The organism is Desulfosporosinus sp. SYSU MS00001 (assembly GCF_049943955.1).
Lineage (GTDB): Bacteria > Bacillota > Desulfitobacteriia > Desulfitobacteriales > Desulfitobacteriaceae > Desulfosporosinus.
This window is the reverse complement of the sequence record NZ_JBNFTW010000002.1, coordinates 577,872-590,983: the sequence shown is the minus strand read 5'-3', so window position 1 is coordinate 590,983 and position 13,112 is coordinate 577,872. Positions and strand designations below refer to the sequence as shown.

Sequence of the window (13,112 nt, the reverse complement as noted above, 5' to 3'; positions counted from 1 at the left end):
TGCGCTTTTAAACAATGAACGTGTCCTATTTAAACGAATTTGGGATATTATTCCAAAGTCGGGATCAACCGAAATTACCCATGGGAATCACTTCCACTTTAGAAGCGGATATCTTACGATTTGAATCAAAGGTTTGATAAAAAAAGGTTCAGCTTAATCTGCTGACCCTATTAGAGAAGTCACTTTTATTTTTTGTTTGTTGCCTACAATTCCTTAAAACGAACTCGAAAGTTAGCTACAACCTCCTCAAACTCAGAAAACCCTTCATTCTCAAGCAAACGCCCGTAATTTGCCTGTTTCGTCTTAGTATCGACAACTGTATTCCAGAAGTATTGTATCATCCCTTGAGCATCTCTCTGTTTCATTCGTAAACGTAAACCACGAGTCGCCTTCTTGAACCGTTCTGAGGCTGTTGGTGATTGCAAAATGGGGTTAAATAAATTGACTTCCAGATAATCGAGAATTTCTTGTTCTTTAGTCATAACGCCCCTCCTACTTTCTAATCAACCTGCAAATGAAGAAGAGTATATTAGTTATGACTATGAGACAAGTCGCCAACCTATGATACGAATAAAGAAAATCAATTCTAGCAATTATTGAATTCTTACATTCTCTTTCCATAATAATTAAACAGCACGATGGTTAAAATTAATTGAATTAAAATAACGGCAGTAACCATCAGAATAATGACACTCTTAGCACCCATGAAACTCAAGGTCAACACCAAAATACTCAAAAGATAAATCAATACTTGATTAACTTTAGCACCAACCTTTTCTCTTAATCGTATATTCCGTTCGTCATTACGTTCAATTGCTATTCTGCGTTTCATTGTTTCACCTTCAGTCTTTGATACCAAAAGATCATCAAAAAACTTCCCTATTCCCAGACAAAACAAAGCTGCACCAAGCCCAATGCCCAGACCTGAAAGTTGTTTTACTGCTTCACTGACCAAAACAAACTCTCCCAAATAAAACAGCACAGCTCCCGCGACTGTTAAAAGAGCGTATAACCATAATTTGGGTTTCTTCACTTTCTACTCCCCCTCATAGATAAATATCTCTTCTATACTCAGATTAAAGAAACGAGCAATCTTAAATGCCAGTATGATAGACGGGTTATAACGGCCATTTTCCAAAGAACTAATTGTCTGCCTTGATACTTCCAATCTATCAGCAAGTTCTTCCTGTGTAATTCCGCGTTCTTTTCTAATTTCTTCAAGCTTATTTTTCAAAGACATGCCTCCAAATACGAATGTAAAGGATACTTTCCATATAAACTATGGTAACATGATTACTGCACGATGTAAAGCTTACTTTACTATTGTGTCAAAATAAAGTCCCTGTATAATGCTTCGTCATTTTATTCCCTCCAGAATATGGCTTGACAGTTGAACGGTGTCAACAACTAAATTAATTGGTAAAACTTATTAATTTTGGAACATAAAAAAGAACGTTGCTCTTCGAACTGCTCAAGTTCGTTTTGCAACGCTCCCTTAAGAATAATAACGCCGGGTTAGACTATAATTGCTTTATGCCTTTTAAATCACGAGTCAAATAGATATCAACATCATGCCCAGTTGCTCTATGGCACTCTAAACAGGATTGGGATTTTTTAATCGTCTGATAATGATCTACTTGTGGAGTGTTTTTAAGTTTAGCTGCATTGGGAAATGATTTATCATCCCCTAGATGACATTGAAGACAATTCTGATCGGATACAATTGCATTGGTAGGAATCGTATAATCACCGCTGAAATGTTGAAAGACATAATTTAGGCCCCGAGCCTTGGCATGAAATTTTCCCAGCTCACCTCGCGGTTGATGGCAGTCCAGACAGTTTACATCGTTATGGACAGAGGTTTGCCATGAGGTTAAATATTTATTCACCTCATGACATGTGCCGCAAAAGGGTGGCGTTGATGTAGCATAATAACCGACTTGAAACAAAGCATATAAGCCAACAAAGGTAAAGGCAACGCTTAAAATAATTTTTTTCCACATAGTTTTAATCTCCGACAGTTTTCTTTTTCTGGTAGTATGTGAGAAATCAATCATTTTAATGAATTGACTTTGGAACATTCAAATTTCGTTCAAGACAACACGAAGTAGTAAACTTGTTCAGCTAAAGCTGAACATCAGAGCCTCACCCCTATACAATGTGCTTAACTATTTGATGCGACAGGTATTTGCTCTCCTTCATTTGATTTTGAAACCTGCCTAAGGCTATTGCTCTAATGGCTGCAATTTAAATAAAGTGGAGGCACCTTCCTTTCTCAGCTGGATAAGCTCAGCTCCATCATCGGAACAATAATTTTCATCTCCCTGCAAAACGACCTCTTTAAGATGTCCATCTCTAACGATATAGGCTTTCTGATTATCGCAGACAATTATTTGTCCATCAGCACCTATAATCGCACGTGTATTTGAGTTGAAGGGAATTGAACCTATCCATTCGGTTTCCAAAGAAGGGTTTTCTTTAACGTCCGGAAGATCATTCGTAGTTTTTATCGTTACAAGTTGATTGTTCTTCACTTCTCCGATATATATTTTTCCCTTTTTAACGCCGAGGATTCGATCTGAGGTATTTTTAGTGATGATATAACGTTTGTTCTTTTGCGAAGCAGTATTATACTGGATTGCTGTAATCTGTTGAAGAGCACCTAGCTTACTATCAATATAGAGGATTCCATATTGGTCAGAAGCGGCCATATTATCGATTTCCTCCTGTGATTCGCTGAGAACGCTAACCTTTTTCATAACATCGATCTTCATAAGCTGCTGCTCGGAGCCGGTCTTCACAGTTAGATACATCAAATTGGTAACAGGTGAGACAACAAATTTTTCAATTTTTCCGCCTGCTGGAAACTCTTTACTACCACTCTCAAAAGGATTCAGGCGATCATCCGGGACTGCATCTTCGTCACTATTCGGAAGTTCCAAAGAATATAGTTCCGTGAGCTGAGGATTGCCATAGCGTTTTTCAAGCTTGGGCTGGGGAGAGGTCTTGATAACGGTTTTGTCTTGCTTAGGGTCTTCTGAATTAAACGAAATTGAAGGCGTCGAGACTTCAGACTTTGCTGGATAGACTTTTACAGTCGTTACAGCATTTGGGTTTTTTCGAGCATAAAAATAGAGTAAAATATTTCGATCCGGCAGCCATTGGTAATCAAGTACCCCTAATGTTTGATCGTTAGCTGAGGGCGGTTTTTTCTCAAACACAACTTTTCCTTTTTTAAGATTAAAAACCTTCAGTACATTATTGTCCATATACGCGGCATAATCTTTAGAATAGGAAACCTGGATATTGGATAACCCTGAACCTGAGATCGTTGCCTGAAGCTCGGTAGTAATGGGTGGTTGACTATCTGTCCCCGAATTTCCCAGAACCCGTTCCATCTGCTTGTTTAAAAGAGAGTACCCTCCAAATTGCAGGATGAGTGAAACTAGTATCCACACCAAGAGGGTACGCATTTTCTTCTTCATGCCATAGTTCTCCTTTGGTGTCAGTATTTAAAATTCAAGGTCATTATTTGCTGTCCTCCGGCATAACCACAAAGGCGGTTGGCAGGTACCGCTCACCGGACCAATCCCAGAGTTTATTAAGTACTTTTCCGTTATAGAAGAGCTCCGAAGAGGAGCCGCCATCCAGATTAGCCGCATTGACTGCCCCATAATCCCTGAAAAGGTTGTAGAGGTCACTCATTTTGGCCCCCAAACTCCAAAGCGGCTGACGTCCGTCGATGACAACCAGGATAATCGTGCCATCTTCTTTCTGTCCGATAGCTGTGCGAGGTCCTATTCCCCATTCTGAATCCTTAAATTCACAGCGTTTTCCGTCCTGGATTAAAGGGGGCCAGAAAAATACCGCTTCCTGAATATTTTTCTTTTTGACTTCATCTGCTGTAATATGTCCTACAATCAGTTTGCCTTCTTTATCCAGAGCTACGATGTCTGTGCTATTACTGCCGATGTTGTTTTGGACAATCTCCCCCTTATGCACAGTTAACCCGTCGGGAAACCCACCGTTTCCCGCACCGTTAGGATCACAAAACGCTCCGCCATTGATTCCGGCAACAGCTCCTGTATCTTTCACAAAGTCACTCACCCGTTCTCCTTTAATCCCTAAGTCTTTAGTCACAGCAACTTTTATCCGTTTAGGGTCCTTGATGAGCATCACCTTGCCTTTAAAAGACTTACCATTAATTGTTTCTATTGTAATCCCAGCAGAGGCATCGGTAACAGTAGTCTTTATTGTCGGATCAGAGGCTGCATTTGAATTATCATAATTGTTCACAATGTCGCTTATTTCTTGATCTGAGAGAAATGCCTTAACAACCTGGGGGTGTCGTGACGTTAGAACAGACCCAACGGCTATTGTTTTAGTGGCTTCAAAAGGCCCCCAGAACGTGATAAAAGGGGCAAGGAGCACAGTAAAAAGGACATTGAACATAATAAAGCTAACAACCTTAGTAAGGTGTATTTTTCTTTTCTTCCTCATAATGCCTCCTTTAGTTGACGACAAAGGCTGTGGGAAGATAGCGTTCACCAAAAACGTTTCCCAGCCGATTCTGGACCTTACCCTGAAAGAACATTTCTGAAGAGGATCCGCCGTCCAGGTTAACCGCGGTGACTGCGTGATAATCGGCAAAGACTTCTGCCAGGTCACGTAAGGTAGCTCCAAGACTCCAGGTGGCTTGACGGCCATCAATTACAACAAGAATAACCGTCCCGTCGGCCATTTGACCAATGCCTGTCCTAGGAGCAATTCCCCAGCCACCGTCTTTATCGATGACAACCTTTCCCTTGACGATAAGATTAGGTTTAAAGGTAACAGCTTCACGCATGTTACTTTCCTGCAGCTGTTTTGCAGTCATGCTGCCAATAACAAGTTTTCCCTGCTCATCAAAGCCGGCAACGTTAACATTCTTGTCTCCCACATTGTTATAAACTACTTTCCCCTCATGCATAACTAAACCTTCGGGAAAAGCACCGTTACCTTTGCCATCGGGGTCAGAGAACCCCCCGGCATTAATTCCAGCGATCGCTCCCGTATCTTTGACCAGATCACTGACTCTTTCTCCGCTAATACCAATATTTTTAGTCATTGCTAAATTGACTCGTTTGGAGTCTTTAATCAGCATCACTTTGCCTTTATATGTTGAACCGGTAATATCCTCTATGATAATTCCCGAACTTGAAGCGATAGCCTTTGATGGTCCCTCTATTTGCTCATTATTATTGGTGTTTTGATTGTATAACGGCTCCGCACTTACTTTGGGACTAGTAAATGTTGAAAAGGCTATTAAGCCTATAACCGCGACACTCAGTAATAACCAGCTGACTGAAGTTTTTTTAGGCTTAGAGATCAGAATAAGTCTTTTCTTAATCAGAGTTTTTGAGCCGCCTAAACTCGCCATACAGGTCAGCGCCGGAACTGAAGAGTATGTCTCAGCCAGCTTGATCAAAGTATGAGCATAGTCGTTGGACTGTTCTGGGGCAAAGCGAGATATTACTATGGCATCGCAGGCTGTCTCCTGGTCCTCTTTCATTTGGAAAAAAGCATACCATAGTAAGGGGTTAAACCAGTGAATTGTGACTAATACCTGCGCTAGCCAATTAATCCAAAGGTCTTTGCGCTTAAAATGTACTAATTCATGTAACAAAATATAGTTGATTTGTTCCAAATTAAATGTTTGTTCAAAGCCAAGGGGTAATAATATACGGGGATGGAATAAGCCAAATAAGGAGGGACTCTTGACATGTCTTGTTGTAATTAAGGGGATTTCTGCCTTTATCTTCAATTTCAATTTGAGGCTATTGAAATTCGAGAGGATTCTATCGTCGGTAATTAAATTATTTCCGATTTTTGCCGCAAATTGTTTGTTACTAATTATAGTAAGTATTGACACTAACAAAACTCCGCAGAACCAATCTAGGTACATTAATTGAATAATAATGGGGAGGCTATTACTTGATATTTGCGTCGCCGCTGTCGACAGGGCCTTGCTGTCTGTGTTTATGACACCAAGAGTTTTGTCCAAATGAGTTTGAGTTTTTTGCATTTCAAAATAGGGTTGATATGGGCTCTTAAAGATCGTTGCAGCACCTTGCTGCAGTTTGGAAAAGTCAAGAAAATTGTAAACACTAACGGAACTAGTGGGGGTCCAAGGCAACAACAAACCAATGAGTAAAACTACCCAAAGCAGATAGTGAAAGCGAACTCCTAGTTTACTTCTGAGTGCAAACTTTACTCCTAACAAGAGAATTACAAAGATGCTCGCTTTGGCAGATATCATCATAACCCAGTTAAAAAGGTTGAGATAATTTACCAGTAGTTGCATCAGCATCTTCAGTCCTCCCTTTTTTCAAGGAGTTGCTTTAGCTCTTCAATTTCTGCTGGAGAGAGTTTTTCGTCCTTAAGAAAAGTGACGAGCATAGGCTTTAAAGCACCGCCGAAAACACGTGTTAGGAAAGACTTACTCTCAGCTTTAATACATTCTTCCTCGGTTATCAGCGGATAGTAGCTATAAGATCTCCCTTCTTCTTTGAAACCAAGGACTTCCTTTTTGACAAGCCTCCCGATTAAAGTCTTAATTGTGTTTGGTTTCCAATGTGTCGATTGTTCTAAGGCCTTAACGATTTCATTGGCACTGCATGGCGCTGATAACCAACATATTTTCATAACTTCCCATTCGGCATCTGATATATTAGGGATTTTAATCACTTAAATAACTTCCTTTCTTTGCGTTACATATTTTAGAGTTTAATTAAGTTTACATGTGTAATTGATAATTATATTACACATGTAAACGATACTTGTCAATCTTTAAAGATTTTTTTCGATTACAATCGGCATTCATGAGTTAAGAATGATAAAGAGTAAACTCGTTCAGCTAATAGCTGAACATCGGTGCTTCGGTGAGGGCGCTTATGCATGTCGCAGGCCCCTGGTACGATTGGATAAAAATTGCTCTACTTCCGCATTGTAATATGGTTGAATCACGAAATTACTATACTGAAAAGAAAAACCGTATAGCATACGTTGCTATACGGTAATTGCAGTGTTGCAGTGGCAGAGGTGTACCACAAGGCAATTATTTAATGACAATAAGGAGTTCGCCGGCTTTGACCTGCTGCCCTTCTTTAATATTGACTGAGCTGACGATCCCTGCGGCGGAACTGATTATTCTTGTTTCCATTTTCATGGCTTCTACGACCACAAGAGTTTGGTTTTCCGTAACCTTGTCTCCTTCTTTAACCATCAACGTCACGACAGTTCCTGGAATAGGAGAACCTATTTCATTCTTATTATCAGGGTCTGCCATTTCTGTCAAACTATAGTCGCCCGATTGGACGAGAGGGTTACTGTTGCTCCAGTTCTTATCCTTGATTTTAATTTCCCGTCGATTTCTGTTGACTTCGAACACAAGAGTTCTATATCCTTCCAGATCCGGTTTCTCAAGGGAACGAAGCTTAATCATCAAGCTTCTTCCTTCGGCAACCTCAGCCTCGATGATTTCCCCTTCACTAAGGCCATGGAAAAAGACATCACTTCCAAGCCTGCTCAAATCTCCATATTCAGCTATAACTTTCAAGAATCCTTCAAAAACTTCCGGATATAAAGCATAACTCAAGACATCCTTCTTCGTCGGTTCAAAACCAAACTTATCTCTTAAATACTTAAAGATCTCAGCAAAATCCTCAGCCGGAAGGAGTTCACCGGGACGTTCTGTTATCGGTCTTTCTCCCTTCAAGACCAACTCCTGAAGTTTTTCCGGGAATCCCCCCATTGGCTGGCCTATCATGCCTCTGAAATAGGCTACGACGGAATCGGGAAATGTCATATTCTTTGCTTTTTCATAAATATTCTCTGGGGTGAGGTGATTTTGGACCATAAATATGGCGAAATCCCCTACAACTTTCGATGAAGGAGTAACCTTTACAATATCTCCTAACATCTCGTTCACTTTTTTGTACATGTCTTTGATCTCATTGAACTTATGTCCGAGACCGAAGCTCTCAACTTGAGGCTTAAGGTTGGAGTACTGGCCTCCAGGAATCTCGTACTTATAGATCTCGGCTGATCCAGACTTCAATCCTGACTCAAACTTGCCATATACCGGCCGCACCGCTTCCCAGTAATCAGATACCCTTTGAATTCCTTTCAGATCGATCCCAGGGTCCCTTTCCGTATTTTTAAGTGCCGCAGCAATAGAATTCATGGCCGGTTGGCTCGTCAAACCTGACATGCTGTTAAAGGCGGTATCTACAATATCTACCCCTGCTTCCACGGCCATCAGAACCGTTGCTACCCCGTTGCCTGTAGTATCATGGGTATGAAGATGGATGGGGATTCCGATTTCATTTTTTAAAGCACTGACCAACTTATGGGCTGCATGGGGCTTCAGAAGAGCTGACATATCTTTGATGCATAGGATATGGGCATCGGTTTTTTCGATCTCTTTCGCCAGTTTAATATAATAATCTAAGTTATATTTTTCTTTCCTGTTATCGAGGATATCACCTGTGTAACAAATACAGGCTTCAGCAATCTTCCCATTCTTTAACACTTCGTCAATGGAAATCTCCATGCCTCTTAATTCGTTTAGAGAGTCAAAGATCCTAAAGACATCTATACCCGCGAGTGCAGACTCTTTAATAAATTCTCTGATAACATTGTCCGGATAATTCTTATAGCCTACCCCATTCGCACCTCTTATGAGCATCTGGAACAGAACGTTTGGAATTCTTTTTCTCAGTTGCTCCAGCCTTTCCCACGGAGATTCCTTGAGGAACCTGTAGGCTACATCAAACGTCGCGCCTCCCCACATTTCCAGAGAAAACAAATCCTTGCCAAAGACGGAGGTTGCCTTGGCAATCTTGATCATATCTTTAGTTCTAACCCTTGTCGCCATCAGCGACTGATGCGCATCCCGCATTGTCGTGTCGGTAAGCAGCACCTTCTTCTGGGCGTTTACCCAGTTAACAAGTCCTTCAGCGCCTTGAGAATCAAGGATCTGTTTAGTCCCGCTCAGATCGTTCGGACTGACAGCTTGAATTTGTGGTACTTTAGGGACATCGTATTGCAGCTTTATCCCCATCGTCTCATTAACTACGACATTGCCAAGGAATTTCAGGAGTCGGCTTTCGTCATCGGTCTTATGGGTAAAAGAGATTAGATCTGGATTTTCCTCGATGAAACCAGTATGACACTCGCCATGCAAAAACTGCGGGTGGTTGAGTACGTTAATCAGAAAGCCGATATTCGTCTTAACCCCTGTAATCTGGGTCTCAGTAATAGAACGAATGGATTTCTTAATGGCATCCTGGAAGCTCCTGGACCAAGAGATATTTTTGACGAGAAGACTGTCATAATAAGGGCTGATTTCTGCCCCGGTAAATCCGTTGCCGCCATCCAGCCTGATCCCGAATCCCGAACCGGTTCTGTACGATTCGATCTTCCCTGTATCGGGGGCGAAATTATTCGTGGGGTCTTCAGTTGTGATTCTGCATTGAATGGAATACCCGTTAAGTTTTATGTCCTCCTGAGCATTTATCCCGATCTCTGGAGAATTCAGAGCATATCCTTGGGCGATCTTGATCTGAGCTTGAACAATATCTATCCCCGTGACCATCTCCGTAACCGTGTGTTCAACCTGAATCCGCGGATTCATTTCAATGAAATAATAATTCCCCTGATTATCGACCAGAAATTCCAAGGTTCCTGCGCTCCTATAATTTACAGATCTGGCAATCTTCAGAGCATCCTGGTAAATATTTTTTCGGATTTCCTGAGGGATAGAAAAAGCAGGTGTGAATTCCACGACCTTCTGATGCCTTCTCTGGATTGAACAATCCCGTTCAAACATATGAACTATGTTACCGTATTTATCGCCAAGAACCTGCACTTCGACATGCTTCGGTTTCTCGATGAATTTTTCCATAAAGATATGATCAATACCAAAGGCTTTTTTGGCTTCACTTTTGGCACTTAAGAAGGCAGACTCCAACTCGCTCTCATTTCTGACAATACGCATTCCCCTTCCGCCGCCTCCGGCAGCTGCCTTAAGCATCAAGGGGTAACCACATTCTGCCGTATGAACTCTTGCCTCATTCACAGTTTTAATGTCTTTCTCGTAACCGGGAATGATCGGGACACCGACTTTCTTGGCAACAATCTTTGACGTAATCTTGTCCCCTAACTGCTCCATCATCTCCGCCGTTGGTCCAATGAATTCAATACCTTCCTGCTCACATCGTTTAGCAAATTCAGGGTTTTCCGACAAGAAGCCGTAGCCTGGATGGATAGCATCCACACCCTTCTTAATTGCCAAACTGATAATCTCCTCAATATTCAAATAAGCATCAACAGGGCTTCTGCCTTCGCCAATGAGATAAGCCTCATCGGCTTTGCTTCTGAAGAGAGAATATTTATCTTCGTTGGAGTAAATTGCTACAGTTCTTATTCCCAGTTCATTGCATGCCCTAAATACCCTAATGGCAATTTCACCTCGATTGGCGACCATCACTCTTTTAAAATTACCCATGACTGTTTTCCTCCATCTATGTTAGTTATCTTACTATATTTGTTATCTTAGACCCTATCGAGGCAGTTCAACAGCGAGTTTTTGCAATGCATCTATCTTGATTAACAAGCACTTAACAATTATACTTTATATTTCACTCGCTTACATTATTTTCTGCCCTTGAACAGATCAATTTAGCAACACTATGATCTATAGTAACACAAAATTAATTTCGATGTATTAATACTTTGAAATCATTAGCTGCCCTTGACATGAATGAATCTCTTTTCTAATTAAATATAAGCCTTATTATATACCAGGATTAAAGAGAATGCGTTGGGAAACCTCAAAAATAACCAAATAACCATAGTCAAGAGAAATATAACCTGATATACTCATTTTGGGCGGTATCATTTGAACTGCACCTATGGAACTTTAACAATTTAAATGGTTCTGCCTAGACCTGCTACAGGCAAGGACAGAGGGATAAAACTGTTATGTAAAAAAGTTCCTTCTGGCTTAGGGACTTTTTTTAATTAACTTGTTTTCTCGCCTCTCCTGAAAAAAGGAGGAAAAATTATGAAATCAACAACAGACTTCTTGGAAATGAAACGGCAAAGAAAGAAAATTGTCATGCTGACGGCTTATGATTATCCATCCGCTAAACAAGCTGAGCTGGCAGATGTGGACATGATTCTCGTTGGTGATTCCCTTGGCAATGTTGTTCTTGGTTATGATTCAACAGTTTATGTGACCATGGAGGACATGATTCATCACGCTAAAGCAGCAAAACGTGGTGCTAGTAACACGTTTATTGTCGTGGACATGCCCTTTATGAGCTATCATCTATCTGTTAGGGATACACTTATAAATGGAGCAAGGCTTATTCAGGAAACCGGTGCCCAGGCGGTAAAAGTAGAAGGCGCTGATGGAGTACTTTTACACATCGAAGCACTTGTTAAAGCCGGTATTCCAGTTGTTGCTCATCTGGGACTTACTCCGCAATCAGTAGGAGTCCTGGGCGGATTTAAAGTTCAAGGGAAAGACGTTGAAAGCGCCAGGAAACTACTCGAGGATGCAAAACGATGTCAGGATGCAGGAGCATTCGCTATCGTCCTCGAATGCGTTCCCAAACAGCTCGCCGAGGAAATTTCATCATCTGTGGCGATTCCTACTATCGGGATTGGTGCAGGAGTGCATACAGACGGTCAAGTCCTTGTCTACCATGACCTTCTCACCTATGGTGTGGAACGCGTCTCCAAATTTGTTAAACCCTATGCAACTATTAATAAACAAATTGTTGACGGCATACAGACATACGTAAAAGAAGTACGAAGTGAACTTTTCCCCGATGATCAACATAGTTTTACGATGAACGATGAGCAATTAAAAACACTTTACGGCGGCAGGTGATAAACGCTATCTCGCTGAAGGATGTGCTCAACCCCCGCAGCAAGTATGGAAACCACTCCCACTTGTAGAAGTAGGAGTATTACGATTGGATAAACTTAAAGAAAATGCTGATTCGCCGTTAGTGAAAGGGGATCAGCATTTTCACATTAATTGCCCTATTAAACCCGATAAGAATTGTTAATCAAAGATGCAGCAGTTTAGCGCAATTGCACATAAGTCCCGAGTGCATTACTAAACATTAAAATTTGGGGGCTAAAAAGGTCCGTAGGGTTTTAACGTCTTTATTATTTCCTGATTCGTTTATTTCTTGATCCAACTTCAGATCATTAGCGAAGGAACCATCTGCCTTTTGAAAATAGACTGCAGCCAAACAATTACTTGTATCATCTTCATCGTTAACAATAATGATTATGTCTTTTAGCCTATCTTTGTTTACATCCTCAAAGGAAACGGCTTTGACATCGACTCTATAGGGGAGTGTGGCACCAAAATCATAAAGGATGTCTCCCTCTTTGTCCGTTAAATAAAATTCCACAGGTACGTGACTGCCGCCCGTAAGTTTTCCTGATACAAATTTTACGTTGCCCCAAGAATTTAGGTTGACCATAAACGATTGTTTTTCAATCGGGCTGAAACCCTTTATATCGTTTATATTTTCCGGGACAAAATTAAACGTTCCTTGGGACGGTTGTACTGTTGTCTTTGATTTGTCTGTGACAGTAATAGTTCCTTCAATTTCGTGATTAGATTTAAAGACTAATTTCAAGGAGCCCTTATTACCCTTGGAATCATTATACTGACAAACTGCAGTATCGTTGTTAATTTCCCCCTCAAAATCAGCCTCAAAACTTAGCAGATTTTTATCTGCAGCAGTAAAGTTTAGGACAGTTAATTTGCCCATCGCCTTACTATTTTCAACTTTTGAAATCACGAATGATAGATCACTATCATTTTTTTGCTTCCATACCTTTTTAACATACTGATTATAGTCATCGGAATCACTTGTTACAGTTGCCGCTGAAGATTTATCCGCTGCTGAAGATTTCGCTGAGACATCACTTAGAGACGCAGTAGATGATTTTTCTGTATTTCCACATCCTGTTAAAAGAAGAGAAAGTGTGATAAAAACTAAAAGGATTCTTTTAGTAATATTGTTTTTGATAGCCATTTT

General features: G+C 40.8%; 11 protein-coding genes. 1 reads left to right on the top strand and 10 read right to left on the bottom strand.

The window, feature by feature from the left end:
- Nucleotides 1-203 precede the first annotated feature (203 nt).
- From ACPUYX_RS06140 to ACPUYX_RS06100, 9 genes are all read right to left on the bottom strand, one after another.
- Nucleotides 204-482 carry a hypothetical protein gene (locus ACPUYX_RS06140; RefSeq protein ID WP_426378822.1) on the bottom strand — a complete coding sequence of 93 codons (279 nt, stop codon included), beginning with the start codon at nt 480-482 and terminating at the stop codon, nt 204-206.
- A gap of 122 nt (nt 483-604) precedes the next feature.
- On the bottom strand, nt 605-1,033 hold the full coding sequence (locus ACPUYX_RS06135) for a hypothetical protein (RefSeq protein WP_426378821.1): 429 nt from the start codon (nt 1,031-1,033) through the stop codon (nt 605-607).
- Nucleotides 1,034-1,036: 3 nt separating this feature from the next.
- Nucleotides 1,037-1,234: a helix-turn-helix transcriptional regulator gene (locus ACPUYX_RS06130; RefSeq protein WP_426378820.1), complete on the bottom strand. Its 198-nt coding sequence runs from the start codon at nt 1,232-1,234 to the stop codon at nt 1,037-1,039.
- Nucleotides 1,235-1,520: 286 nt separating this feature from the next.
- Nucleotides 1,521-2,003 (bottom strand): cytochrome c3 family protein, encoded by a 483-nt coding sequence (locus ACPUYX_RS06125; protein ID WP_426378819.1) that lies wholly within the window; start codon nt 2,001-2,003, stop codon nt 1,521-1,523.
- 222 nt (nt 2,004-2,225) lie between these two features.
- Complete coding sequence (locus ACPUYX_RS06120; protein ID WP_426378818.1) at nt 2,226-3,485, bottom strand: hypothetical protein; 1,260 nt, start codon at nt 3,483-3,485, stop codon at nt 2,226-2,228.
- 43 nt (nt 3,486-3,528) lie between these two features.
- Nucleotides 3,529-4,500, bottom strand: coding sequence for a phosphodiester glycosidase family protein (locus tag ACPUYX_RS06115; RefSeq protein ID WP_426378817.1), 972 nt, complete (start codon nt 4,498-4,500; stop codon nt 3,529-3,531).
- Nucleotides 4,501-4,510: 10 nt separating this feature from the next.
- Nucleotides 4,511-6,349 (bottom strand): M56 family metallopeptidase, encoded by a 1,839-nt coding sequence (locus ACPUYX_RS06110; RefSeq protein WP_426378816.1) that lies wholly within the window; start codon nt 6,347-6,349, stop codon nt 4,511-4,513.
- Between the two features lie 2 nt (nt 6,350-6,351).
- Nucleotides 6,352-6,726 carry a BlaI/MecI/CopY family transcriptional regulator gene (locus ACPUYX_RS06105; protein ID WP_426378815.1) on the bottom strand — a complete coding sequence of 125 codons (375 nt, stop codon included), beginning with the start codon at nt 6,724-6,726 and terminating at the stop codon, nt 6,352-6,354.
- A gap of 370 nt (nt 6,727-7,096) precedes the next feature.
- The gene (locus ACPUYX_RS06100) at nt 7,097-10,549 is read right to left on the bottom strand and encodes a pyruvate carboxylase (protein WP_426378814.1); all 3,453 of its coding nucleotides are present in this window, start codon (nt 10,547-10,549) and stop codon (nt 7,097-7,099) included.
- A gap of 558 nt (nt 10,550-11,107) precedes the next feature.
- On the opposite strand from ACPUYX_RS06100, the gene panB reads away from it, so the two are divergent.
- Complete coding sequence (gene panB, locus ACPUYX_RS06095; protein WP_426378813.1) at nt 11,108-11,941, top strand: 3-methyl-2-oxobutanoate hydroxymethyltransferase; 834 nt, start codon at nt 11,108-11,110, stop codon at nt 11,939-11,941.
- A gap of 238 nt (nt 11,942-12,179) precedes the next feature.
- Here panB and ACPUYX_RS06090 read toward each other — a convergent pair whose 3' ends face one another.
- A complete protein-coding gene (locus ACPUYX_RS06090; protein ID WP_426378812.1) occupies nt 12,180-13,109 on the bottom strand; it encodes a hypothetical protein in 930 nt (309 codons plus the stop codon).
- Between the last annotated feature and the right edge of the window lie 3 nt (nt 13,110-13,112).